At 36.2% G+C, this 23,439-nt stretch carries 28 protein-coding genes; 19 read left to right on the forward strand and 9 right to left on the reverse strand.

Annotation, left to right across the window (positions count from 1 at the left end; translation table 11 throughout):
- On the forward strand, nucleotides 1–830 hold an 830-nt coding region (gene tnpB / locus BAU28_RS09730), incomplete at its 5' end, for an IS200/IS605 family element RNA-guided endonuclease TnpB (protein WP_071718454.1).
- Nucleotides 831–911: 81 nt separating this feature from the next.
- Here tnpB and BAU28_RS09735 read toward each other — a convergent pair.
- Nucleotides 912–1,370 (reverse strand): universal stress protein, encoded by a 459-nt coding sequence (locus BAU28_RS09735; RefSeq protein ID WP_071718455.1) that lies wholly within the window; start codon nucleotides 1,368–1,370, stop codon nucleotides 912–914.
- Between the two features lie 147 nt (nucleotides 1,371–1,517).
- On the opposite strand from BAU28_RS09735, the gene BAU28_RS09740 reads away from it, so the two are divergent.
- Both BAU28_RS09740 and ald read left to right on the forward strand, forming a co-directional pair.
- A complete protein-coding gene (locus BAU28_RS09740) occupies nucleotides 1,518–2,312 on the forward strand; it encodes an SDR family oxidoreductase (protein WP_029952849.1) in 795 nt (264 codons plus the stop codon).
- Between the two features lie 195 nt (nucleotides 2,313–2,507).
- Nucleotides 2,508–3,641, forward strand: a complete 1,134-nt coding sequence (gene ald, locus BAU28_RS09745; protein ID WP_025147585.1) for an alanine dehydrogenase — start codon at nucleotides 2,508–2,510, stop codon at nucleotides 3,639–3,641.
- A 51-nt stretch (nucleotides 3,642–3,692) separates the two neighbouring features.
- On the opposite strand, the gene BAU28_RS09750 is transcribed toward ald, so the two are convergent.
- Entirely contained in the window at nucleotides 3,693–4,118 is a 426-nt protein-coding gene (locus BAU28_RS09750) for a hypothetical protein (RefSeq protein ID WP_071718456.1), read from the reverse strand.
- A complete protein-coding gene (locus tag BAU28_RS09755) occupies nucleotides 4,115–4,378 on the reverse strand; it encodes a helix-turn-helix transcriptional regulator (protein WP_071718545.1) in 264 nt (87 codons plus the stop codon). Before BAU28_RS09755 ends, BAU28_RS09750 begins: the two co-directional genes overlap by 4 nt.
- 143 nt (nucleotides 4,379–4,521) lie before the next feature.
- On the opposite strand from BAU28_RS09755, the gene BAU28_RS09760 reads away from it, so the two are divergent.
- The 6 genes from BAU28_RS09760 (at nucleotide 4,522) to BAU28_RS09785 (ending at nucleotide 7,884) form a co-directional block, all read left to right on the forward strand.
- The gene (locus BAU28_RS09760; protein ID WP_071718457.1) at nucleotides 4,522–4,854 is read left to right on the forward strand and encodes a cupin domain-containing protein; all 333 of its coding nucleotides are present in this window, start codon (nucleotides 4,522–4,524) and stop codon (nucleotides 4,852–4,854) included.
- Nucleotides 4,851–5,645 carry a GNAT family N-acetyltransferase gene (locus tag BAU28_RS09765; protein WP_071718458.1) on the forward strand — a complete coding sequence of 265 codons (795 nt, stop codon included), beginning with the start codon at nucleotides 4,851–4,853 and terminating at the stop codon, nucleotides 5,643–5,645. Before BAU28_RS09760 ends, BAU28_RS09765 begins: the two co-directional genes overlap by 4 nt.
- Nucleotides 5,646–5,647: 2 nt before the next feature.
- A complete protein-coding gene (locus BAU28_RS09770; protein WP_071718459.1) occupies nucleotides 5,648–5,992 on the forward strand; it encodes a DUF6176 family protein in 345 nt (114 codons plus the stop codon).
- A gap of 124 nt (nucleotides 5,993–6,116) precedes the next feature.
- Nucleotides 6,117–6,626, forward strand: coding sequence for an RNA polymerase sigma factor (locus tag BAU28_RS09775; RefSeq protein ID WP_071718460.1), 510 nt, complete (start codon nucleotides 6,117–6,119; stop codon nucleotides 6,624–6,626).
- Nucleotides 6,607–7,614, forward strand: a complete 1,008-nt coding sequence (locus BAU28_RS09780; RefSeq protein ID WP_071718461.1) for an anti sigma factor C-terminal domain-containing protein — start codon at nucleotides 6,607–6,609, stop codon at nucleotides 7,612–7,614. Before BAU28_RS09775 ends, BAU28_RS09780 begins: the two co-directional genes overlap by 20 nt.
- 63 nt (nucleotides 7,615–7,677) lie before the next feature.
- Nucleotides 7,678–7,884: a hypothetical protein gene (locus BAU28_RS09785; protein ID WP_002173739.1), complete on the forward strand. Its 207-nt coding sequence runs from the start codon at nucleotides 7,678–7,680 to the stop codon at nucleotides 7,882–7,884.
- A 12-nt stretch (nucleotides 7,885–7,896) separates the two neighbouring features.
- Here BAU28_RS09785 and BAU28_RS09790 read toward each other — a convergent pair whose 3' ends face one another.
- Nucleotides 7,897–8,724, reverse strand: coding sequence for a DUF2785 domain-containing protein (locus BAU28_RS09790; RefSeq protein WP_071718462.1), 828 nt, complete (start codon nucleotides 8,722–8,724; stop codon nucleotides 7,897–7,899).
- 103 nt (nucleotides 8,725–8,827) lie between these two features.
- On the opposite strand from BAU28_RS09790, the gene BAU28_RS09795 reads away from it, so the two are divergent.
- Nucleotides 8,828–9,190, forward strand: coding sequence for a DUF3221 domain-containing protein (locus BAU28_RS09795; protein ID WP_071718463.1), 363 nt, complete (start codon nucleotides 8,828–8,830; stop codon nucleotides 9,188–9,190).
- A 30-nt stretch (nucleotides 9,191–9,220) separates the two neighbouring features.
- On the opposite strand, the gene pepQ is transcribed toward BAU28_RS09795, so the two are convergent.
- Nucleotides 9,221–10,318: a Xaa-Pro dipeptidase gene (pepQ, locus tag BAU28_RS09800; protein WP_048372208.1), complete on the reverse strand. Its 1,098-nt coding sequence runs from the start codon at nucleotides 10,316–10,318 to the stop codon at nucleotides 9,221–9,223.
- A gap of 149 nt (nucleotides 10,319–10,467) precedes the next feature.
- Here pepQ and BAU28_RS09805 point away from each other — a divergent pair, with 149 nt between their 5' ends.
- On the forward strand, nucleotides 10,468–11,151 hold the full coding sequence (locus tag BAU28_RS09805; protein WP_025147575.1) for a metal-dependent hydrolase: 684 nt from the start codon (nucleotides 10,468–10,470) through the stop codon (nucleotides 11,149–11,151).
- A gap of 40 nt (nucleotides 11,152–11,191) precedes the next feature.
- On the opposite strand, the gene BAU28_RS30370 is transcribed toward BAU28_RS09805, so the two are convergent.
- On the reverse strand, nucleotides 11,192–11,353 hold the full coding sequence (locus BAU28_RS30370) for a hypothetical protein (RefSeq protein WP_002122994.1): 162 nt from the start codon (nucleotides 11,351–11,353) through the stop codon (nucleotides 11,192–11,194).
- 244 nt (nucleotides 11,354–11,597) lie between these two features.
- On the opposite strand from BAU28_RS30370, the gene BAU28_RS09815 reads away from it, so the two are divergent.
- The gene (locus BAU28_RS09815) at nucleotides 11,598–12,911 is read left to right on the forward strand and encodes a CBS domain-containing protein (protein WP_002173733.1); all 1,314 of its coding nucleotides are present in this window, start codon (nucleotides 11,598–11,600) and stop codon (nucleotides 12,909–12,911) included.
- A gap of 262 nt (nucleotides 12,912–13,173) precedes the next feature.
- Nucleotides 13,174–13,437, forward strand: coding sequence for a DUF3949 domain-containing protein (locus BAU28_RS09820; RefSeq protein WP_025147574.1), 264 nt, complete (start codon nucleotides 13,174–13,176; stop codon nucleotides 13,435–13,437).
- Nucleotides 13,438–13,444: 7 nt separating this feature from the next.
- Here BAU28_RS09820 and BAU28_RS09825 read toward each other — a convergent pair whose 3' ends face one another.
- Nucleotides 13,445–13,750 (reverse strand): YtpI family protein, encoded by a 306-nt coding sequence (locus tag BAU28_RS09825; RefSeq protein WP_002173730.1) that lies wholly within the window; start codon nucleotides 13,748–13,750, stop codon nucleotides 13,445–13,447.
- A gap of 314 nt (nucleotides 13,751–14,064) precedes the next feature.
- Between BAU28_RS09825 and BAU28_RS09830 the strand changes: the two genes are divergently transcribed.
- Nucleotides 14,065–14,997 (forward strand): DHH family phosphoesterase, encoded by a 933-nt coding sequence (locus BAU28_RS09830; RefSeq protein ID WP_071718464.1) that lies wholly within the window; start codon nucleotides 14,065–14,067, stop codon nucleotides 14,995–14,997.
- Nucleotides 14,998–15,054: 57 nt separating this feature from the next.
- Here BAU28_RS09830 and ytrI read toward each other — a convergent pair whose 3' ends face one another.
- Both ytrI and BAU28_RS09840 read right to left on the reverse strand, forming a co-directional pair.
- Nucleotides 15,055–15,558: a sporulation membrane protein YtrI gene (gene ytrI / locus BAU28_RS09835; protein WP_002173728.1), complete on the reverse strand. Its 504-nt coding sequence runs from the start codon at nucleotides 15,556–15,558 to the stop codon at nucleotides 15,055–15,057.
- Nucleotides 15,555–15,968 carry a YtrH family sporulation protein gene (locus tag BAU28_RS09840; protein ID WP_002034291.1) on the reverse strand — a complete coding sequence of 138 codons (414 nt, stop codon included), beginning with the start codon at nucleotides 15,966–15,968 and terminating at the stop codon, nucleotides 15,555–15,557. Before BAU28_RS09840 ends, ytrI begins: the two co-directional genes overlap by 4 nt.
- A 42-nt stretch (nucleotides 15,969–16,010) precedes the next feature.
- Between BAU28_RS09840 and dnaE the strand changes: the two genes are divergently transcribed.
- The 5 genes from dnaE (at nucleotide 16,011) to accA (ending at nucleotide 23,355) form a co-directional block, all read left to right on the forward strand.
- On the forward strand, nucleotides 16,011–19,337 hold the full coding sequence (gene dnaE, locus BAU28_RS09845; protein WP_071718465.1) for a DNA polymerase III subunit alpha: 3,327 nt from the start codon (nucleotides 16,011–16,013) through the stop codon (nucleotides 19,335–19,337).
- 133 nt (nucleotides 19,338–19,470) lie between these two features.
- Nucleotides 19,471–20,679, forward strand: coding sequence for an NADP-dependent malic enzyme (gene ystJ / locus BAU28_RS09850; protein WP_162790989.1), 1,209 nt, complete (start codon nucleotides 19,471–19,473; stop codon nucleotides 20,677–20,679).
- A 14-nt stretch (nucleotides 20,680–20,693) separates the two neighbouring features.
- Nucleotides 20,694–21,338 (forward strand): FadR/GntR family transcriptional regulator, encoded by a 645-nt coding sequence (locus BAU28_RS09855; RefSeq protein ID WP_002173725.1) that lies wholly within the window; start codon nucleotides 20,694–20,696, stop codon nucleotides 21,336–21,338.
- Between the two features lie 185 nt (nucleotides 21,339–21,523).
- Nucleotides 21,524–22,393 carry an acetyl-CoA carboxylase, carboxyltransferase subunit beta gene (gene accD / locus BAU28_RS09860; protein WP_002173724.1) on the forward strand — a complete coding sequence of 290 codons (870 nt, stop codon included), beginning with the start codon at nucleotides 21,524–21,526 and terminating at the stop codon, nucleotides 22,391–22,393.
- Nucleotides 22,381–23,355, forward strand: a complete 975-nt coding sequence (accA, locus tag BAU28_RS09865) for an acetyl-CoA carboxylase carboxyl transferase subunit alpha (protein WP_048372219.1) — start codon at nucleotides 22,381–22,383, stop codon at nucleotides 23,353–23,355. The genes accD and accA overlap by 13 nt, the downstream gene beginning before the upstream one ends.
- Nucleotides 23,356–23,439: the final 84 nt, after the last annotated feature.

Genomic DNA, 23,439 nt, shown 5'->3' on the forward strand with positions numbered 1-23,439 from the left:
GGTTTAAATCAAAAAACAATAAAGTCCAATCCTATATAACGAAACATACAAATGGAAACATTGCGATTATAGATAATAAATTGAAGTTACCGAAACTTGGTCTTGTCAAATTTGTCAAAAGTCGTGAGGTAGAAGGACGAATTTTGAGTGCTACTGTCAGAAGGAATCCAAGTGGAAAATATTTTGTCTCGATTCTTGCTGAAGTAGAAGTACAAGAATTACCGAAGACCGATTCCGTTGTTGGTATAGATGTTGGTGTGAAAAACTTTGCTATTCTTTCAACAGGTGAGGTATTCGGTAATCCAAAATGGTTTCGGGTATTAGAAAAGAAACTTGCTCATGCCCAGCGTATTCTATCTAGACGTACAAAAGGTGGAACGAACTGGCAGAAACAGCGAATGAAAGTCGCTCGTATTCATGAACGAATTAAACAGGCAAGAACGGACTATTTGCAAAAACTCTCTACTAGGATCATCAAAAACCACGATGTGATTGGGATAGAAGATTTGCAAGTATCGAATATGTTACAGAATCACAAACTAGCGAAAGCAATTCAAGAAGTATCATGGTCACAATTCAAAGCGCTGTTGTTGTATAAGGCACGCTGGTATGGGAAACGAGTGATTGTGGTGTCGAAAACATTTGCTAGTTCCCAAACTTGTTCGTATTGCGACTACAAAAACAAAGACGTGAAAAGCCTGAACCTGCGTGAATGGAAGTGTCCTTCTTGTGGTATGTATCATGATAGAGATGTGAACGCAGCGGAAAATCTGAGAAAAGAGGCCGTAAGGCTCCTAACCGTAGGGACTACGGGGATCGCCTACTCATAAAACTGAGGGATACCTTGGTGTTCGTAGGAATCCCCCACTTCAAACAGCTCGTTAGAGTGTTAAGTGGGGGTAGTTCAAAAATTAAAGATCACCTTGCTCCTCATCACCACGAACAACAAGGACATCGCATTTCGCATAGCGAATAATATGTTCAGAGACGCTACCAATTAGGAACCGTTCTACAGCATTTAAACCAGTTGCACCGCACATAATTAAATCCACTTTATGTGTTGGGGCAATTTCTTTTGAGATTTTAGATTTTGGATTACCAAATTCTAATACAGTTTCCACTTTTTCAAGACCAGCTTCAACCGCAGTCTTTTTGTAGTCTTCTAATAAGTCTTCTGCAAAGAGGTTTGCACGCTCAGCAATAGCGCGGCTATAAGCCTCTACTGCGGAATATGCTTTCACATCAACGATATGAGCAATTGTTAATGTTGCATTGTTTCGTTTTGCGACTTGAATTGCTTTCTTAAAGGCTTTTTCTGCTTCTTTGGAACCGTCCACTGCAATTAAAATATTTGTATATGTATTATTCATAGTAGATTCCTCCCAATTCATTTTCATAAACGTTTACAACTTAATTATAAAACAAATTATGGTAATGTGCTTGCTAAAACGTTACAGAATTTTGAAAACTCTGTTTTAGTTCATTTTAGTTGTAATTGGAGCGAGAACTTGTTACATATGAAGTATAGCAATTTAAAAGGAGGCAGTTTTGTGAGACACGCGCTCATTACAGCCGGTACGAAAGGTTTAGGAAAGCAAGTAACAGAAAAGTTATTGGCTAAAGGATATTCAGTAACAGTAACGTATCATAGCGATATATGTGCTATGGAAATAATGAAAGAAACTTATAAAAATATGGAAGAACGTCTACAGTTCGTGCAAGCTGATGTCACGAAAAAGGAAGATTTACATAAAATAGTAGAAGAAGCGATGAGCCGTTTTGGCAAAATTGACTTTTTGATTAATAATGCTGGTCCGTATGTATTTGAACGGAAAAAATTAGTCGATTACGAAGAAGACGAATGGAATGAAATGATCCAAGGTAATTTAACAGCGGTGTTTCATTTATTAAAACTTGTCGTGCCGATTATGAGAAAACAGAACTTTGGTCGTATTATTAACTATGGTTTTCAAGGAGCAGATAGCGCGCCTGGATGGATTTATCGTTCAGCCTTTGCAGCTGCGAAAGTAGGGCTTGTTTCATTAACGAAAACAGTAGCTTACGAAGAAGCGGAATATGGTATTACTGCGAACATGGTTTGTCCTGGTGATATAATTGGTGAAATGAAAGAAGCGACGATTCAAGAAGCACGAAAGCTAAAAGATAGTAACACACCAATTGGTAGATCCGGAACAGGTGAAGATATCGCAAGAACTATTTCGTTTTTATGTGAGGAAGATTCGGATATGATTACCGGTACAATTATTGAAGTAACAGGTGCGGTTGATGTTATCCATAAACATCTCAAATAATGAGTAGTTGTAGTAATTGGACAGGTGATTTTCATATATAAGAATCATACTGTCCTTTTATGTGGAAGAAATTCTATCGGAAAACTTGTATTATTTTTTGTCAAATATTGAGATATTATGTTAAAATATAAGAGCGTAGAAAGCGCTTTAAAAAATGATTCAGGGGTCATTTCATAACTCAAGGGGGAACTAATAATGCGTATCGGTATTCCAACAGAAATTAAAAACAATGAAAACCGTGTGGCAATGACGCCAGCGGGAGCTGTACATTTAGTACAAAATGGTCATGAAATTTTTGTTCAAAAAGGAGCAGGTGTAGGATCAGGCTTTACAGATGAAGAATACGTACAAGCTGGTGCGAAACTTGTTGAAACTGCTGAAGAAGCATGGAATCAAGATATGGTTATGAAGGTAAAAGAGCCAGTTGAAAGTGAATACGGTTATTTCCGCGAAGGTTTAATTTTATTCACATACTTACATTTAGCTCCAGAGCCAGAATTAACAAAAGCATTAATTGATAACAAAGTTGTATCAATTGCATACGAAACAGTACAATTAGAGAATCGTTCTTTACCATTACTTGCACCAATGAGTGAAGTTGCAGGCCGTATGGCTGCGCAAATCGGTGCACAATTCCTTGAGAAAAACAAAGGCGGTAAAGGTATTTTACTTGCAGGTGTTCCAGGAGTTAAACGCGGTAAAGTAACAATTGTCGGCGGTGGTCAAGCTGGTACAAACGCAGCAAAAATTGCAGTTGGTTTAGGTGCAGATGTAACAATCATTGACTTGAGTGCAGAACGTCTTCGTCAATTAGATGATATTTTTGGTAATCAAGTAAAAACGTTAATGTCTAACCCATACAACATTGCAGAAGCTGTTAGAGAATCTGATCTTGTAATCGGTGCAGTATTAATCCCAGGTGCAAAAGCACCAAAACTTGTAACAGAAGAAATGATTAAATCAATGGAACCAGGTTCTGTCGTTGTAGATATCGCGATTGACCAAGGTGGTATTTTCGAAACAACTGACCGTATTACAACTCACGACAACCCAACTTATGAAAAACATGGTGTTGTTCATTATGCAGTTGCAAATATGCCAGGTGCGGTTCCACGCACATCAACTCTTGCGTTAACAAACGTAACAGTACCATATGCAGTACAAATTGCTAACAAAGGCTACAAAGATGCTTGCTTAGGCAACTCTGCATTACTAAAAGGTATTAACACATTAGATGGATATGTAACATTCGAAGCAGTTGCAGAAGCGCACGGCTTACAATATGCTGATGCGAAAGAGCTTCTTGAAAAAGCTCCTGCTTTATCATAATAGAAATAAAATAAAGACCTTTCCTTTGTAGGAAGGGTCTTTTTGTTTAAACTAATTATCTAATTTCTTCACAATTTTCAAGCCGAACATCATTGTGAAGAAAAGAATTCCAAACAAGTAATACAGGGCATACTCAACTCGTATCGTCGAATTTTTGTCAGTGATATATAAAATAAATAGTATCGCAGAGCCGATTAAATGAGAGAGGCCGAAAATTTGCGCCATAAGTTTTAAACTCATTTTCTCAATTCGTTCATCTATCTCAGGTAATGGATATTTCTCGGACTCTTTCTTTTTTTTCTTAAAGAATATTCGTTTCACTACAAATAGTACCAAGGCTAAGAGTATGTATACGCCAGCGAATAGAAGGACAGAGCGAATCGTTTCTTCATCATTACTATTGAAATAAAGAAAAATTGATCCTAACACTAAAATGGTAAGATGTGAAATGAATTCTTGATTAAAAGTATTTTTCATTCTTTTTCCTCCCTAGTTTTATCTAATTGAAATAAATCTTCTACTTTACAGTTGAAAAACTCACATAATTTCAATGCTAATTCTAAACTTGGGTTGTATTTATTCTTCTCGATAGCGATGAGGGATTGTCTAGTGATTTGAACAGAGGAAGCTAATTGCTCTTGGGTGATGTCTCTAACGACGCGGAATTGTTTTACTTTATTTTGTATCAAATATACAAAGTCTCCTTTTTGTAAATTTGTTACATTTATTATATCCATTTTTAGGAAATAAGTAAATAAAACTTTACAAAAAGTAAACAAAACTTTACGAGAGATATCGCTTGTTGCAATGCATATTTTTGTGATAATTTGGAATTAAACGGAAAGTGAAAGTCGATAGAGGGGATTGGGTGGGGAGAACTATGGAAACAGTAAATCTATTAGAGTTAACAAAAGATATTAAAGACCAACATAAGAACTTCGTCGTTTCAAATGTAAATAGTCATTGTTTACGAATTGCTGTATTTGCTGGTGAATATGATTGGCACTATCATTCTAATTCGGATGAATTATTCATTGTGTTAGAGGGAGAATTACTGATCGATTTTCAAGATAGAGAGACGGCAGTTTTAAAGCCAAATGATTCTATTTTAATTCCAGCAGGTACAATTCATAGAACGAGAGCGTTGAAGAGAACGGTAAATCTTTGCTTTGAAAATGTAGAGGCGGATACAGTAATTGTGGAGGTCGTATGAGAAGGTTAGAGATTGAAGAATACGATAAAGTAATTCCGCTTTTAGAAGGGAATCAACGAACAACAACTTTTGCGTATGCAGTTTGTGATCAAATCATAGATGGTGAAATTTTTACAAATGCGAAATTAACAGCAGGACTAATCGTTACAGCTAACGGCATTTATTATTTGTTTGGCGACACTTATGACCGAAGTTTTAACGAAGATTTAGTTTCATATATTGAAACAGCTATTGAAAAAACAGAGAAACGATTTACACTGTTCACTTCGAGTAAAGAGTGGGAAATGATTATTGAAGAGCGTTTTAGTAATGTACTCCGGAAAATTCCAAGAATGACATTTCAATTTCAAAGAGAAGTTCTTGAAGAAAGAAAACAAGATTTTAACAAAAATACATATGAAGTTAAGTGTATTGATAAAAGCAATATAGAAAGAAGTAATGAATTTACAGAGGAATATTACAAAGAATATTGGGGATCAAAAGAAGCGTTTTTAAATAGTGGCTTTGGTTTTTGTATAGAACAAGATGGGATAATCATAGCTGAATGCGTCTCAATATTTAGCGGGAATGGTTTTGCTGAAATTGATATTGCTACGCATGAGGCATATCAAGGGAAAGGATTAGCTAAAGTTGTCGCAACAAGTTTCATTGAACATTGTATACAAAATCATATTATACCGTGCTGGGATTGTAATGTGGATAATATTCCTTCGCAAAAGTTAGCTAGTAAAATAAGTTTTCATAATCCAGTAGAATATGATCTATTTGTGCGTAAGAAAATGGGGGAATAAAAATGAATGTGGAATTAACGAGATTTAAAGTAAAGCAAGGTAAAAGTCATCGTGTAGATGAATGGATGCAGCTTCTTAATGACAATATGAAAGAAGTGCTTTTGACATTAAACGACGAAAAAATGTATGTCGAGACAATTTTCCGGGAAATAAGAGATGGAGAAGAGTACTTATATTGGTATTCTGTGCAAGGAGAAGGTGGTACTCTTGTCGAAAATTCTCATCATGAAATTGATAAAAAACATTTAGCGTTTTGGTATGAATGTATTGATGAGGATGATCCGGCTGTCGATATGAAGACGGAAGTCGTTATGATTCAAGATGTTGTGAAAGAAGCGATGAAATAATAGAATAGTATTTTTGGGAGAAGCACATCAAAACAGATGTGCTTTTTATTATGAAAAAATTTTTTTAGAAAAGCTGTATACATTTTACGCTCTCAAACGTTGAGTATATAGAAAGGAGAGCCGAATGAGTCATGATACGTTTGAAACATTATTAATAGAAAAGTCAAAAGCTGTATTTGGATACTTAATTAAGATTGGAGCAGATAGAAAAGAAGCGGAAGATATTGTGCAAGATACTTTGTATAAAGCTTTATTGCTTATAGGGGAAATACCGCTAGAACATTTAACTCCTTGGCTATTTAGAGTTGCGATCAATCAGCACCGAGATTTACACCGAAAAGAAAAAAGATTAAATCCAATTGCGATTGAATCAGTTGTTCTTATAGGTCAAAAGTCATTAGATGAAGTGCTTTTGACAAGTGAACTACAAGGCGAGGTACAAGAAATATTGGAGACGATGACGGAGGATTATCGTCATATTTTATTGTTGAAATATGAGTATGAACTATCTTATAAGGAAATTGCCATTTTATTAAGTATGAAAGAAGAAACAGTGAAAACAAGTTTGTACCGTGCAAGAAATCAATTTAAAAAATTGTATAGGAGGAGAACTAATGAGTCGGAAAGACTTTGATTTGAATATGGATGATAAGCAGATGAAGACTTTGATGAAGAGGGCGAAGAGGAAGCAGCTTTTTAGAAATTTTGTCATCTCAATCTTTGCATCTACTTTAGTGATCGTTGGATCTTTCACCTTAATAGTATATTTAAAACAAAAGAACTTTAATGAGATGGAAAAAAGAGTATTTGCAGAGCAAACTGTAACGGGGCCTAACATAAAATTTTATTCTCATAGAAAATTAAATATGGGTTTAATGAGCGATTCTATTATGTATAGTTCGTATAAAAATATTTCGGGTCAACCGGTTAAGTGGATAGATGAAATATATGAATATGATGTATGGGGCTATATGTCAAGAAGTCATAATGGAAATACGCATTTAGAGGAAGAACTATCGAATATAGACGAAGCTGAAACTTTGCAGGACTACAATATACAAACGATGCAACGCGAAATGAGGTTTTATTTGCCGTTCATGAAGTATGTAAATTATGCGAATGATTTAAATCAAATTGGGGATTTAAAAAATAAAGTCGCGGAAGTGGCTCTATCGTTTGATAAAGCGTATACGATGGATGAAATCATGAGAATACTACCAAAAGGTGTACAACCAGTTTGGTTTTGGGTAGATACATACAATGAAAAGAAACGAGATGAATATGTTGGTTTAACAGATCCGAAAACGGGTGCTGTTTTAAATGCTGAAAAATCTACTCTTGTCTATGGATTTACAGGAAGCTATGCTAAAAAAGAAGAAGAAATAAAAATGGATTTTGAGAGGCATTCAAAAGAATTTATGGGAGCAATGAAAACATTAGCAGAAGATGAACGACATATGGATAATGCGAAAGATTCGTATAAGGAAATAAAAAACACAAAACCAAAAGATCTACCAATATACGGTGTAGTCGTAACCGGGAAAATAGAGAATTTACAAAGTTTACAAGGTGCGCCATATATTAAGGCGGCTGTAAGAGGTGTAACAGTTGAGAAATATTGATTACAACTAATTAATGTGAATAATCAGAAAATTTATGTTATAATATGGGAAAAGGAGGTTTATATGAGGCAAATACATGGAGCAATTTATATTTACATAACAATGTTTTTCGTGGGGATATCCTATGGTTTAGGGCACGTGTATTCGCATCCTATATTAACTTTTTTAAGTGGAGCATGTATGGTGATTGCGTTTCTTGTCCACCTCTTCTCAGTTTGGATCGTGAAATTTCAAATAAATATTAGTGAGATAGAAGAAGGCACTTTTTAAGAGCCTTCTTTTTTAATAATATTGGCGAAGCCCCTGTAGTAATTTTTCAATTTCGCATTCAGTTTCTTTACATATAGACATTGTACGTAATCTGAAAAATAAGCTACGTAAGAAAGATTTTATATTTCCGAATAGAAATTCGTACGAGTTAATATGTAGTGTCGGTTTTTGAACTTGCAATTGAGCTACTAGATCACGAAGGGCTAATATGAGTACTTCTTCCTCTAGACCATTTTGCAGCATTGCGACAATTGGACAAACGATACGTTCATCTTCTTCATACTTGTAATAGATGGAATGGACACCAACTTTATTTAATAAAGTTGGTAGTATTTCTCCGTAATGTGAAGTTCCCAGTTTAGGATTATTAACAAGCGCTTCAAATGTATCTGAAACATGAGCGATACTATGTGCCCAGCCACGGTCTTGAACATATCCTCGTAAGTCATGTTCTTTGTTCATATATAGAATTAATTTATCTTTTACATTTAAAATATCAGACTGTGATAAGAAATGATGTTTTGTATCAGCATCAATAATGAGCGCAATTAATAATGTCGTAAATGCTCGGGTAAATACAGCATCATCGTCATCTAAGTGAACCTTATAAAATAAATATTTTTCACTGATGCTTTCTGAGAATAGTTTCTGTAAGTGGGTGTGTGAAATATAGTCCTTCTTGATTAGATGATAAAAAGTAGAGTAAATGAGTTTGTCTCTTAAATAGCTATCGGTAACACCGATATGTTGAAGCATACTTGAACTTAAAGAATCAATATGAAGTGTGTTGTTGATTATGTAATTATTATTACGAATTTCTTCTAACTGCTGTTGTAACATATAACCCTCCTATTTTAGAAAATTCTGTATATTAATAGTATAATGGGAGGAAGAAATAGACAAGAAATAAGTTCTTTTGAATGACTCGATATGGGGGATCGTTATGAGGAAAGCCACGTTCTTCTTCATTAGTATTTTATTTCTAATAATATTATCAGCGTGTACTACGAAAACAGTAGAGCAAGTAGGAGTAAAAGAAGAACCTAAAGAAGGGTATATCATATTAAGAAATGACACGGTATTTTTTGTCGGTGATAAAACGTTTAAAACAAAAGTAGAGTTGCAAAATTATATAGAACAACAAATAAATAAAGAACATCCATCAGATACAATTTTGAGGCTGAATGATAAAAGAGCCTATGATCAATTAAAAACAGGGGATAAAATAAAAGTATGGTCTTCTCAAGTACTTGAAAGTTATCCAGCAAAAATGATTGTAGAGAAACTTGAAATAGTAGAGAAATAGAAAAAGGTAGCGATCACGCTACCTTTTTTATTATTTCACAAATTGTAATTCTTTCGGGAATTTCGTTAAAATTTCTGATCCGTCTTTTGTGATGTAAATATCATCTTCAATACGAACGCCACCTACGTTTGGTACGTAAATACCTGGTTCGATTGTGAAGACCATACCTTCTTTTAATAGAGAATCGTTGCCTTCTTTTACATCTGGATATTCGTGTACGCTAATTCCAAGTCCGTGACCAAGGCGGTGTGGGAAGAAGTCTCCGTAACCTGCATCTGCGATGACAGAGCGAGCAGCGTTGTCGATTGCGCCAAGTGTAACGCCTGGTTTACATGCTTCAACTGCTTGTAGTTGTCCAGCAAGTACAGTGTTGTAAATGCGAGTTTGTTCTTCAGAAATATCACCAAACGCTACTGTACGTGTAATGTCAGAGCAGTAACCTTCAATAATTACACCTAAATCAAATAGTACGAAATCGCCGCGTTTCATTTTGTTTGCACCTGGAATACCGTGTGGAAGAGCAGAGTTTGCACCTGCTAATACCATCGTATCGAATGACATTTTATGGATGCCTTTTGTTTTTAATTCATGCTCAATAATTGCTAATACTTCTAGTTCGCTGCGATTTTCTTTAATTGCATTTACACCAACTTCAACAGCATAGTCTGCCATTTTAGCTGCTTCACGTAAAATAGAAAGTTCTTTTTCATCTTTAATTAAGCGAAGCTCGCGAACTTTCTCTTCAGCTGATTTGAAAGCCGCTTTCGGGAATAATTTTGTTAACTCTTCGTAGCGCTCTACGTTTAAATGTTCTTTTTCAATTGCAACTGCATTTGCATCAATACCACGATCTTTAATTGCTTTTGCAATCATATCCCATGGTTTGTCAGTATCAGTAAATCCGATAATTTCATGTGCCCAACCAGCGTTACGTGCTTGGCCTTCTTCCATTTTAGGACAAATTAAAATAGGCTCTTTTTCTTGGAATACAAACATACCAAGTAGTCTTTCATGTGGTTCGCAGTGGAAGTTTGTCATGTAGAAGACGTTTGGTGTAGAAGTTAAGAACGCAGCCTCTACGTTTTTTTCTTTTAGCCATTGCATTAAATTTTCTAATCTAGCATTCATCGATAGGCACCCCCGAGATATTTAATTACAAATATAACTTTACATCGGATGAAAGCGTTATGACAAGTAAATAGATGTTAGAAAAGACAGGGAATTAAGAAATCATGTAGAATAAAAAGTGTGAATGTGAATAGGGGAGGAATGGAATGATGAAAGTATCTTATCACGGGCATTCAGTTGTAAAGATTGAAACGAATGGAAAGGTTATTTTAATTGACCCATTTTTAACGGGGAATCCGAAAACAGATTTAAAAGCAGAAGATGTAAAAGTTGATGCGATTATTTTATCGCACGGACACGGTGATCATGTCGGCGATACAGTAGCGCTAGCAAAAAAAAATAATGCGGTTGTTGTGGCGCCGTTTGAATTAGCGACATTTTTAGGATGGCAAGGTGTAAATACACATCCAATGCATATTGGAGGTTCACACGAATTTAACTTCGGTAAAGTGAAATTTACGCAAGCGTTCCACGGTTCTAGTTATATTGATGAAGAAAATAAAACAATTACATATACAGGTATGCCAGCTGGTATTTTGTTTACGGCAGAGGAGAAAACTGTATATCATGCAGGAGATACTGCTTTATTCTCTGATATGAAGTTAATTGGAGAACTTAATAACGTTGATTTAGCATTTTTACCAATTGGTGATAATTTTACAATGGGGCCAGAAGATGCTGTTTTAGCTGCAAAATGGGTAGGTGCGAAAACAGTTGTACCGATGCATTACAATACGTTCCCAGTTATTGAACAAGACCCTTATCAATTTGTAGAAAAACTACAAAATTGTACAGGGAAAGTATTAGAAGCTGGAGAAAGTATTACACTATAAAAAAGAAACCCTTCATTTGAACAGACAAGTGAAGGGTTTTTTACGTGTGTAGCACAGCTTTTAAAGTTTGCGCTTGTTTTGGTGATTCTTTTCTTTTTGGGAGTGGCTGTTCGGGTGTTTCATTCAATTCCATTGCAACCTTTTTTCCATCTACGAAAGCTAAAAATACAGCACCTACAACCTCTAAAAATTTTTTCATCATTTATTCGCTCCTTTGTTTCATTTCTTGTCTTAATTGTATATGGAAGCGTGTGGACAAACTATCGAACGAGATGACAATACCATTACATTGTTATAATGGAAGGATTGGTGTAATGTAAGGAGCATTTTGTTATAAAAAAAATAGTACAGACATACAAAGAGAGAGTGTAACAGTTTTGAAAATATAGTATACTGAAAATACAACACATGAAGAATTTAGGGAAAAGAAAGTATGGTGAAACCATTTGGCTACCAAACATAATCAAATTTTAGAACATATTAATAGCCTGCCAGTAGGGCATAAAATTTCTGTGAGGCAAATTGCGAAAGATTTAGGTGTAAGTGAAGGGACAGCTTACAGAGCAATTAAAGATGCAGAAAATAAAGGATATGTTAGTACAATTGAACGTGTCGGAACAATTCGAATTGAACAAAAGAAGAAAGAGAATATTGAAAAACTGACATATGCAGAAGTCGTTAACATTGTCGATGGTCAAGTGCTTGGAGGCAGAGACGGACTACATAAAACATTAAATAAATTCGTAATCGGGGCTATGAAATTAGAAGCGATGATGCGCTATACAGAAGCAGGGAACTTACTTATTATCGGTAACCGTACGAACGCACATCAACTAGCATTAGAAGCTGGAGCTGCGGTGTTGATTACGGGTGGATTTGATACGGAAGATCATGTGAAGAAATTAGCAGACGAGTTAAAGCTACCGATAATTTCGAGTAGCTATGATACATTTACGGTCGCAACGTTAATTAACCGTGCTATTTATGATCAGCTTATTAAGAAAGAAATTGTACTTGTTGAAGATATTTTAACACCAATTGAAGAAACGTTATATTTAAAGCCAAGTGATACAGTACAGCAATGGCATGCCTATAATGAAGAGACGATGCATGGACGTTATCCAATTGTTGATGAAAATAAAAAGGTGTTAGGTATCGTAACTTCCAAAGATATGATTGGTGTTGTGAAAGAAACACCAATTGATAAAGTAATGACAAAGCATCCAATTACGGTAAATGGAAAAATGTCTGTCGCAGCTGCGGCACGTATGATGGTGTGGGAAGGTATTGAGTTACTTCCTGTTGTTGACGAAGGAAATAAATTACAAGGAATTATTAGCCGCCAAGATGTACTTCAGGCGCTGCAAATGATTCAGCGTCAACCGCAAGTTGGTGAAACAATTGATGATATTGTAACGAATCAATTTATGACTCCGAAAGAAGCGAAAAATGAGCATCTATACCAATTTTCAGTGACACCACAAATGACCAATTCAATCGGGACGTTATCTTACGGCGTATTCGCAACGATTGTGACCGAAGCAACGAATCGCGTCATTCGTGCGCAGAAGAAGAGTGACTTAATTGTTGAGAACTTAACCATTTATTTCGTAAAGCCAGTTCAAATTGATAATGTTGTATCAGTTCATCCGAAAGTATTAGAAATTGGGCGTAAATTTGGTAAGGTTGATGTAGAAGTGCATCATGAAGGTAATGTTGTTGGAAAAGCATTGCTTATGGTGCAATTGATCGACAAATAAAAAGATGGAACAAATCGCTTTGATTTGTTCCATCTTTTTTGTTTTATAGGTGTTGTCCATCGCTAAAGATGTAAGCGAGTTTTAGTAGAATATGTATAAGGCTGAGTAGGAGTAGGAAAATTATGCTTATTTGGTATGTAGGAGAGGGGTTATATGGAGAGACAATTATATAATGATAAATAACAGAATATTAATTCTTTTAGATTATATACTATGTTATAATCGGATTGTAAGATAATGGATGTCGGAAGGGGGATGCAATATGTCATCAGAATTACTCTTTTTTGGTGGTATCGCACTCTTTTACTTTCTTGTGATGATACCAATTCAATACTTATATTTACAAGGATTAAATGAAAAAAAGAAACGAACAGGATTATCTCAGCAAGAACTGTACAAACAGATGTCCTTTGAAGAAGAACAATTACATTTTCACGTACAAGGCAATCTATTTAATATACCTTCTGCGTTTGTTGCAAGTATGATTTTGAAGATTAAGGGACGTAAAAAAGCATCACAATATTGATGCTTTTTTACGTTGTTTTATAAGATTCAGCTTCTTTTACTGCTAATGGTAGAAAATGTTTATATTGGCGGAATCCATTAAATGTACTCGCAGTGCCAAATAAAATAAACAAAACACCAACGATGATGCGGGCAGTTGAAAGCTCTAAAAAAAATTGGTTTATCCCAAAGAATAGGACGAATAAGCCAAGTGCCATAGCGGATTTCCCTGAGAGCCAACCTTTCTCCATTGGACGGTTTGTACGAAAGAATTTTGTTTTATAGAAGAGATACAACATAAATGAGACGATAATACAGAAAACTAATACTGGCATAATGCACACTCCCATCGCTTTATATAAAATAGTGGAGAATAAAGAAATATCTAAACTTTCTAACTTTTATTATAAAGCAATTGTTCGCATGTATGAAATATTTTCCGCTATAATGGAGGATAAAGTGAAACTTTAATTAGTGTGGGGATATTTCCCCCCACACTAATTATTAGTTGAACGAATCGGGCTTTTACGTGCAGTTGATCCGCCGCTTAACTTTGTCTCATTGGTTTCAATGTATTTTGAGGTTGGAGTCTTACTACACGTTAATGCGGGATAAAGTGAAGAAGTTGAATGAAAAGGAGATTATACATATGCATGAACAAATTTTAGGAGCAATTAAAGAGTTTGATACAATTATTATTCATCGTCATGTGCGTCCGGATCCAGATGCGTTAGGTTCTCAGTGCGGACTTGGTACAATTTTGCAAGAATCGTTTCCAGAGAAAAATATTTATATGGTTGGGTACAACGAGCCTTCTTTATCGTTTTTACGAGTAATGGATGATATTGAAGATAGTGTATATGAAGATGCACTTGTTATCGTTTGTGATACAGCAAATCAAGAGCGTGTTTGTGATCAGCGTTATACAAAAGGAAAGATGTTAATTAAAATTGATCATCATCCGAATGAAGATCCGTACGGAGATATTACGTGGGTGGATACGACAGCAAGCTCTACAAGTGAGCTTATTTATGAGTTTTATTCTTATGGAAAAGATAAAGGATTAACGATTTCAAAGGAAGCAGCTCGCCTTATTTTAGCGGGTATTGTTGGAGATACAGGCCGCTTCTTATTCCCAAATACAACAGCGAAAACACTTCGTTACGTAAGTGAGCTTGTTGATATGGACGTGAAATTCACGGATTTATACAATGAAATGTATAAGACGAAAGAGAAAATTGCTCGTTTAAACGGTTATATTTTACAAAACTTTACGATGGTAGAAGAAGGAGCAGCTTACATTAAATTAACGAAAGAGGTATTAGAAAAGTTTGATGTACTTCCTTCTGAAGCATCTGGTGTTGTCGGGGCGCTTGGTAATATTGATGGATTAAAGGCGTGGGTTCTATTTTTAGAGGAAGACGATGTTATTCGTGTTCGTCTTCGTTCAAAAGGACCGGTTATTAATAAATTAGCAATGCAATATAACGGTGGAGGACATCCGATGGCTTCTGGTGCAAAAGCATCTTCTTGGGAAGAAGCGGATCGTCTTTTTGCTGATTTACGTGAGCTGTGTAAATAAGAGCTTATATGTTAAAACGAAAAGAAGGAGAGGCGTAGAAGCCCTCCTTCTTTTCGTTTATTTTTCTTTCTCTATATCAATACTAATTTCAAGTACGGTATCAAAAGAGACTGTGTCTACTTTGAAGCGATATATACGATCGTAATGTTTGTACGTTTTATTTTCGATTACCTTTTTGAGGAGGTCTTTATTTTTGGCGATGCTTTGAATGTTTTTCGTTAAAAGATGTTGGAGATCGTTATGGATAGAAGTGGTCATATTTTCGAGTGTAAGGTTGTCTAAGTCATATTTTTCTCGATTTATAATTTTTATTTTGATTTCTTGAATTGTTAAGAGCCGCTTATTTTCCGTATTCAATTTCTCTTGATCTTCGAGAAGGACGTGGAGTTTTGCTTCTTGCTTTTCTATAATTTCTTTTTGTTCTGCTATTTTACTAGCTTGTTCTTGCTGGAAAACACCGTATATGTACAAAAAAATAAACCAGCTCAAAACCCCTCCAACAGCAGCGCCAGCTAAAACTAAATACCACCTTTTTGCTGTATTGGCACTTGGTACTCTCATACATGTTCCTGTGTAAGCCATTTAATAATAATAAGACCAGTTTGCATACCACCAGTTGCGAAAAAAATAAGGAGAATTTGTTTTACGATATCTTTCATATCTCCGCCAAAGAAGCTTCTTTCAAAGCTATAAAAGGTATCGAACGTTCCGCCAATTGCTGCAACGAGTGCCCAAATTCTTAAATTTTGGGCAAATTGATTAATATAAGTTAGAGCTGGTTTTCCGATGAGAAATGCACCAAATCCACCAATTAATGAACCACCAAGTATAACTCCAAAGGCAATAAAGTAACTAATAATAAGCAGAGAGAAAAAAGTATGTTCTCTTACATCCATCGTCATTCCCCTTTCTTCTTCATATATATGGACAAAGTATGAGAAGTATGTTTTGATTTCCGCTTTCCTCATCACCTATAATAAAAGTAGTCAAATAGGTAAAGAGAGGGTACAACAGTGAAGTTTGTGCATTTACAATGTCAAACCGTTTTTAGTTTATTAAAGAGTGCTTGTAAAATTGATGAGCTTGTCATTCGGGCGAAAGAGCTTGGATTTTCATCGCTGGCCATTACGGATGAAAATGTCATGTATGGAGTTATTCCGTTTTATAAAGCATGCAAGAAAAATGGTATACAGCCTATTATCGGCTTAACAGCCTCTATTTTTAGTGAAGAGGAAGAAAGGTCTTATCCACTCGTCTTACTCGCTGAGAATGAAATAGGCTATCAAAATTTATTAAAGATTTCTAGCAGTATTATGACGAAGTCAAAAGAGGGTATTCCGAAGAAATGGCTTGCTCATTATGCGAAAGGATTAATTGCGATTTCACCAGGGAAAGATGGGGAAATTGAACAGTTATTATTAGAAGACAAAGAGAGTCAGGCTGAAGAAGTAGCCCGCACGTATCAAAATATGTTCGACAATTTTTATATAAGTTTACAGTATCACGCGATTCAAGATGAACTGCTTTTGCAAGAAAAACTACCTGAATTTATTAATAAGGTAAACGTTCCAGTCGTTGCAACAAATGATGTGCGCTACATTAATCAAAGCGATGCACTTGTTCATGAATGTTTATTATCTGTTGAGGGTGGAACGAAAATGACTGATCCAGATAGGCCGAGGATGAAAACGGATCAGTATTATTTAAAGTCGTCGGATGAAATGGAAGCACTATTTTCTCATACTGAGGAAGCGATTCAAAACACAATAAAAATCGCGGAGCGTTGCCAAGTGGAGATTCCTTTCCAGGTAAATCAACTACCTAAGTTTCCTATTCCATCTAACGAGACAAGTGATATGTACTTGCGCCGTGTTTGTGAAGAAGGCTTGCAGAAACGATATGGCGTGCCGAAAGAAGTGCATATAAAGCGTTTGGATCATGAATTAAATGTTATTTCCCGCATGGGATTTAGTGATTATTTCCTCATTGTATGGGACTTTATGAAATATGCACATGAAAATCATATTTTAACAGGACCAGGACGTGGATCAGCAGCTGGTTCGCTCGTTTCTTATGTATTGGAAATTACAGATATTGATCCGATTGAATATGACTTATTATTTGAAAGGTTTTTAAATCCTGAACGTGTGACGCTTCCAGATATTGATATTGATTTTCCAGATATAAGACGTGATGAGATGATTCGATATGTGAAAGATAAATATGGTCAGCTTCGTGTTGCACAAATTGTAACGTTCGGAACCCTTGCAGCAAAAGCTGCAATTAGGGACATTGCTCGTGTAATGGGGCTACCGCCAAGAGATATTGACATATTTTCAAAACTTATTCCATCAAAGCTTGGTATAACATTAAAAGATGCATATGAGGAATCACAATCACTCCGTGAGTTTATACAAGGGAACCTTTTGCATGAGCGTGTGTTTGAAATTGCAAAACGTGTAGAGGGATTACCGCGGCATACGTCTATTCATGCAGCTGGCGTTATTATGAGCCAAGAACCGTTAACGGGGAGTGTAGCAATCCAAGAAGGGCATAACGATGTTTATGTTACGCAATATCCAGCTGATGTATTAGAAGAACTTGGCCTGTTAAAGATGGACTTTTTAGGTTTACGTAATTTAACGTTACTTGAAAATATTATGAAGTTTATCGTTAAAAAAACGGGGGAACAAATTGATATAAGAAATCTACCTCTTCAAGATGAAAAGACGTTTCAATTGTTAGGGAGAGGGGATACAACAGGTGTATTCCAGCTTGAATCAGGTGGTATGCGAAATGTACTTCGCGGGTTAAAACCGAATGAATTTGAAGACATAGTCGCTGTTAACTCGTTATACAGACCAGGACCGATGGAACAAATTCCAACCTTTATTGAATCGAAGCATGGAAAAAGAGGAATTGAATATTTACATCCAGATTTAAAGCCGATTTTAGAACGAACATACGGCGTAATTGTATACCAAGAACAAATTATGCAAATCGCATCGAAGTTAGCTGGATTTTCGCTCGGAGAAGCGGATTTACTGCGCCGTGCAGTGAGTAAAAAGAATCGTGATATTTTAGATCAAGAACGTAAACATTTTGTTCAAGGTTGTTTGAAAAACGGATACGACGAGACATCATCAGAACAAATTTATGATTTAATTGTAAGATTTGCGAATTACGGTTTTAACCGAAGTCACGCTGTAGCTTACAGTATGATCGGATATCAGCTTGCATACTTAAAAGCCAATTATACGCTGGAATTTATGACAGCATTATTATCAAGTGCAATTGGTAATGAAGATAAGATTGTGCAGTATATACGAGAAACGAAGCGGAAAGGTTTTCACGTCTTACCGCCGTCTCTTCAGAGAAGTGGTTACAATTTCCAAATAGAAGGAAATGCGATTCGTTATAGTTTACTTTCGATTCGGAATATCGGAATGGCTACAGTGACGGCGTTATTGGAAGAACGAGAGAACAAAATGTTCGAAGATTTATTTGAATTTTGTCTTCGTATGCCATCAAAGTTTGTCACAGAGCGAAATTTAGAGGCTTTCGTCTGGTCTGGATGTTTTGACGATTTTGGTGTTTCGAGGACGACTTTATGGAAAAGTCTTAAAGGGGCGTTAGAGTACGCAAACCTTGCACGTGATTTAGGAGATGCTGTTCCGAAATCAAAATACGTACAAGGAGAAGAGCTATCCTTTATTGAACAGTTAAATAAAGAGAAGGAAGCACTCGGTTTTTATCTATCTAGCTATCCGACAGCGCAGTATGTGAAGTTAGGAAAAGAATTAGAAATTCCATCTCTTGCTCAGGCGATGCGACATAAGAAAAAAGTACAAAGGGCAATCGTATATATAACAAGTGTGAAAGTTATTCGTACGAAAAAGTTACAAAAGATGGCGTTTATTACATTCTGTGATCAAAATGATGAAATGGAAGCTGTTCTTTTCCCGGAAACATATATACATTTTTCAAACAGGCTACAAGAAGGAGAAATTGTTTTAGTTGATGGCACGATTGAGCAAAGAAATCATAAGTTACAATGGATTGTGAATGGACTATATCCGCTAGAAGAAATGGATGTTTATGAAGAGATGAAAGAAGCGTCTGTTTACGTGAAGTTGCCGTCTCAGTATGAAAAAAAGCTTGTAAATCAAGTTACAAAAACATTGTTTGACTATTCAGGTTTTGCGAAAGTACTAATTTATTATGAAAAGGAACATAAAATGGTACAATTATCTCGAAGTTTATCAATTCATCCAAGTGAAGAATGTTTAGGAGCACTTCGTGAAATTGTCGGTGACGAAAATGTCGTTGTGAAAATATAATGGACAATTTCCCTACACTTCGATTATTATAGTAGTAGTGTTCGTGGTCAGACCACTTGGAGAAATTGATATCAGCAAGAATAATTTGAGGAGAGTGGATAGTTTGTCAACACTTCGTGAAGAAGCACTTCACATGCATAAAGTGCATCAAGGAAAATTAGAAACTGTATCAAAAGTAAAAGTAGAAAATGCAAAAGATTTAAGTCTTGCATATTCTCCAGGGGTAGCAGAGCCTTGTAAAGAAATTTATGACGATAAAAGTAAGGTATATGAATATACAATGAAGGGAAATATGGTAGCAGTTGTGACAGATGGAACGGCTGTACTTGGTCTTGGTAACATTGGACCTGAAGCATCTCTTCCAGTAATGGAAGGTAAAGCTGTATTATTCAAGAGCTTTGCTGGTGTAGATGCATTCCCAATTGCCTTAAATACAAACGATGTAGATAAAATTGTTGAAACTGTAAAATTAATGGAGCCAACTTTTGGTGGTGTAAACTTAGAAGATATCGCAGCACCAAATTGCTTCATTATTGAAGAACGTTTGAAAAAAGAGACAAATATTCCTATCTTCCATGATGATCAACACGGAACAGCTATCGTAACAGTAGCAGGCCTTGTGAACGCGCTGAAATTAGTTGGGAAGAAAATGTCTGACATTAAAGTTGTCGCAAATGGCGCAGGTGCAGCAGGTATTGCAATCATTAAACTTTTATATCGCTATGGTGTACGTGACGTTATTATGTGTGACCGTAAAGGTGCGATTTATGAAGGTCGTCCTGTCGGTATGAATCCCGTGAAGGATGAAGTTGCAAAATATACAAATAAGAATCGTATAGAAGGTTCTTTAGCTGACGTTGTAAAAGGTACGGACGTATTCATTGGTGTATCTGCAGAAGGTGCATTAACGGAGGAGATGGTTCGTACAATGAATGACGATGCGATTATTTTCGCAATGGCGAATCCGGTTCCAGAAATTATGCCAGAATTGGCAAAAGCAGCGGGCGCAGCTGTTGTTGGAACAGGTCGTTCTGACTTCCCGAACCAAGTAAATAATGTACTAGCGTTCCCTGGTATTTTCCGCGGTGCACTTGATGTACATGCGACACAAATTAATGAAGAAATGAAGATGGCAGCTGTACAAGCCATTGCAGAGCTTGTATCAGAGGATGAGTTGAATGCAGACCATATCATTCCAGCGCCGTTTGACGCGCGTGTAGCGCCTCAAGTAGCGGCTTACGTTGCGAGAGCAGCAATGGAGACAGGAGTAGCTCGCCGTCAAGTAGATCCAAATGAAGTCGCTGAGAAAACAAAACAATTAGCGCTGATTGGTAAAGAATAAGCGAGGAATTCCCATTGACATCATCAAATACAAAAGTATATCTCGAAATTGTAAAAAAGATCCGTTCCATTATGGAAGAGGATGGTTTAGTAGCGGGGGATCGTTTGCCGTCTGAGCGTGAGTTAAGTTCACGTTTAAACGTTGGACGTTCCTCTGTAAGAGAAGCATTGCGTGCTTTAGAATTGGTAGGGTTAATTGAAACAAGACGCGGTGAGGGGACGTTTATTCGAAACTTTTACGATAACGGTCTTGTACAATTAATTGCTCCGTTTCTACTGCAAGATGAGAAAACAATTCGTGATTTATTACAAACAAAACGATTGCTTGAGAAAGATATGATTCGCATTGTATGTAATTTACCGAAAGAAGCGTTTTCTAAAGTGCTAAGTAAATTACACCAAGTGCTTGAAGAAAACGCAAGTTCAATTCCGATGCTTCATCAAACGTTCTTTAAAACACTTATTGAACAAGTCGATAATTATTTACTATATCGCATTTGGATGATCGTAAATGATTACGTTGCAACTCTTTCTTGTGAAGTTTCAGGAGATTCTATCGAATTGTATAGAAAACTGTATGCTACTTTGGAAGTGAAACAAGAAAATGATGCGTTAAAAATTTACGATGAATTAGTAGAGAATATACAGTTTCACTCGTAATGTATAAAATTTGTCGAAATGACCATGACACGTTATGACAAACATTCTACCGCATAGCGGTTAAAGTTAAACGTAAAGAGAGAGGTTATTAGACAGATTGAGAAGATAAGGCTAACATCAAACTTTGGTGTTAGCCCCATTTTCTTCTTACGCTAACCTTAGCTCTCAATGAAGGGGGTCAAATTGTGCTAAGAGATTTATTCGTGAAAAAGAAAAAGTACGCTGCAATACCTTCAGAACAAGTACGAAAAGATGTACCAGATGGCGTTATGACAAAATGTCCGAAATGTAAAAAAATCATGTATACGAAAGAGCTTCTTAAGAATTTAAAAGTATGCGTAAATTGTGGATATCATCATCCAATGAATGCATGGGAACGTCTTGACAGTATATTGGACGAAGGTTCATTTCGTGAGTATGACAAAGAGATGGTTTCATTAAATCCACTTGAGTTTCCAGGATATGAAGAGAAACTAGAAAACGATCGTAAGAAGACTGAATTGAATGAAGCGGTTGTAACTGGTGAAGGAACAATTGATGACATGCTTGTTGTTGTTGCAGTAATGGATTCTCGTTTTCGAATGGGCAGCATGGGCTCTGTTGTAGGAGAAAAAATTGCCCGTGCAGTTGAAAAGGCATACGACTTACAAGTTCCATTTATTATCTTTACTGCGTCGGGTGGTGCCCGTATGCAAGAAGGGATATTAAGTTTAATGCAAATGGCGAAAACAAGCGTAGCTTTGAAAAAGCATAGTAATGCAGGAGGGTTATTTATTTCTGTTATGACTCACCCGACGACAGGCGGGGTTTCAGCGAGTTTCGCTTCACTTGGTGATTATAATCTTGCAGAACCAGGTGCACTTATCGGATTTGCTGGTAGACGTGTAATTGAACAAACAGTGCGTGAGAAACTGCCGGAAGATTTCCAAACGGCAGAGTTTTTACTAGAGCACGGTCAATTAGATGCGGTGGTGCATCGTGATGATATGAGAGAATCACTCCGTAAGATTTTAGAAGTTCATCAAGGAGGGGAAATGGCTGTATGGCAGAGCTAGAATTTGAGAAACCAGTTGTTGAGCTAAGAAATAAGATTCGCGAACTGAAAGACTATACGAAAAACAGCCAGATGGACTTCAGTGAGGAGATTCGTATTTTGGAAGACAAGCTAGAACATTTAGAGGAAGATATATACGGCAATATGAAAGTATGGGACCGTGTTCAAATTGCTCGTCATGCAGAACGACCGACAACGCTTGATTATATTGAGCACTTATTTACTGATTTTTTTGAATGTCATGGAGATCGCCTATTTGGCGATGATGCAGCGATTGTCGGCGGCATTGCGAAATATAAGGGAATGCCTGTAACTGTAATTGGGCATCAACGCGGAAAAGATACGAAAGAAAATATTCGTCGTAATTTTGGGATGCCTCATCCAGAAGGATATCGAAAAGCACTGCGTTTAATGAAACAAGCGGAAAAGTTCAATCGTCCAATTATTTGTTTCATTGATACGAAGGGAGCTTATCCTGGTAAAGCAGCTGAAGAGCGTGGTCAAAGTGAAGCTATTGCCCGTAATTTATTTGAAATGGCCGGTTTAACTGTACCTGTTATTTGTATTGTTATCGGTGAAGGTGGTAGTGGTGGTGCGCTAGGTCTTGGAGTAGGAGATTACATTCATATGCTAGAAAATTCCACTTATTCTGTTATTACACCAGAGGGTGCGGCAGCAATTCTTTGGAAAGACGCTGGAAAAGCGAAAGAGGCTGCAGAAGCGATGAGAATTACAGCATTAGATTTGAAAGAATTAGGTGTAATTGACGAAATAATTCCAGAAGCTCGAGGCGGGGCGCATCGTAATGTTTTGAAACAATCAGAAAATATAGATTTAATGCTTAGAAAAACTTTTGAACAATTAAGCGGAATTTCGAAAGATGAATTAATCGAAAAACGTTATGAAAAATATATGAAAATTGGGCAAGTTTCGTTTTCAAACGCTTCCATTTGGATAAAATAAGAAAAGCGTGCGTTCCTCTTCGCGAATGCACGTTTTTATTATGAAAAGACACATCTTCTCCATTGTGTTTTTATATTTTTTCGT

The organism is Bacillus paramycoides, assembly GCF_001884235.1.
Lineage (GTDB): Bacteria > Bacillota > Bacilli > Bacillales > Bacillaceae_G > Bacillus_A > Bacillus_A paramycoides.

Bases quoted from the DNA above. Each gene is read 5' to 3' on its own strand.
- BAU28_RS09785 (WP_002173739.1), top strand. From the start codon at position 7,678: ATGAGGCAAATACATGGAGCAATTTATATTTACATAACAATGTTTTTC.
- BAU28_RS09805 (WP_025147575.1), top strand. From the start codon at position 10,468: ATGAAAGTATCTTATCACGGGCATTCAGTTGTAAAGATTGAAACGAAT.
- ald (WP_025147585.1), top strand. From the start codon at position 2,508: ATGCGTATCGGTATTCCAACAGAAATTAAAAACAATGAAAACCGTGTG.
- BAU28_RS09735 (WP_071718455.1), bottom strand. From the start codon at position 1,370: ATGAATAATACATATACAAATATTTTAATTGCAGTGGACGGTTCCAAA.
- BAU28_RS30370 (WP_002122994.1), bottom strand. From the start codon at position 11,353: ATGATGAAAAAATTTTTAGAGGTTGTAGGTGCTGTATTTTTAGCTTTC.
- BAU28_RS09830 (WP_071718464.1), top strand. From the start codon at position 14,065: ATGCATGAACAAATTTTAGGAGCAATTAAAGAGTTTGATACAATTATT.
- BAU28_RS09790 (WP_071718462.1), bottom strand. From the start codon at position 8,724: ATGTTACAACAGCAGTTAGAAGAAATTCGTAATAATAATTACATAATC.
- BAU28_RS09780 (WP_071718461.1), top strand. From the start codon at position 6,607: ATGAGTCGGAAAGACTTTGATTTGAATATGGATGATAAGCAGATGAAG.
- ytrI (WP_002173728.1), bottom strand. From the start codon at position 15,558: ATGAGAGTACCAAGTGCCAATACAGCAAAAAGGTGGTATTTAGTTTTA.
- ystJ (WP_162790989.1), top strand. From the start codon at position 19,471: ATGCATAAAGTGCATCAAGGAAAATTAGAAACTGTATCAAAAGTAAAA.
- BAU28_RS09755 (WP_071718545.1), bottom strand. From the start codon at position 4,378: ATGGATATAATAAATGTAACAAATTTACAAAAAGGAGACTTTGTATAT.
- BAU28_RS09770 (WP_071718459.1), top strand. From the start codon at position 5,648: ATGAATGTGGAATTAACGAGATTTAAAGTAAAGCAAGGTAAAAGTCAT.
- BAU28_RS09750 (WP_071718456.1), bottom strand. From the start codon at position 4,118: ATGAAAAATACTTTTAATCAAGAATTCATTTCACATCTTACCATTTTA.
- BAU28_RS09795 (WP_071718463.1), top strand. From the start codon at position 8,828: ATGAGGAAAGCCACGTTCTTCTTCATTAGTATTTTATTTCTAATAATA.
- BAU28_RS09825 (WP_002173730.1), bottom strand. From the start codon at position 13,750: ATGCCAGTATTAGTTTTCTGTATTATCGTCTCATTTATGTTGTATCTC.
- BAU28_RS09740 (WP_029952849.1), top strand. From the start codon at position 1,518: ATGAAGTATAGCAATTTAAAAGGAGGCAGTTTTGTGAGACACGCGCTC.
- BAU28_RS09765 (WP_071718458.1), top strand. From the start codon at position 4,851: ATGAGAAGGTTAGAGATTGAAGAATACGATAAAGTAATTCCGCTTTTA.
- BAU28_RS09820 (WP_025147574.1), top strand. From the start codon at position 13,174: ATGTCATCAGAATTACTCTTTTTTGGTGGTATCGCACTCTTTTACTTT.
- BAU28_RS09775 (WP_071718460.1), top strand. From the start codon at position 6,117: ATGAGTCATGATACGTTTGAAACATTATTAATAGAAAAGTCAAAAGCT.
- pepQ (WP_048372208.1), bottom strand. From the start codon at position 10,318: ATGAATGCTAGATTAGAAAATTTAATGCAATGGCTAAAAGAAAAAAAC.
- accA (WP_048372219.1), top strand. From the start codon at position 22,381: ATGGCAGAGCTAGAATTTGAGAAACCAGTTGTTGAGCTAAGAAATAAG.
- BAU28_RS09760 (WP_071718457.1), top strand. From the start codon at position 4,522: ATGGAAACAGTAAATCTATTAGAGTTAACAAAAGATATTAAAGACCAA.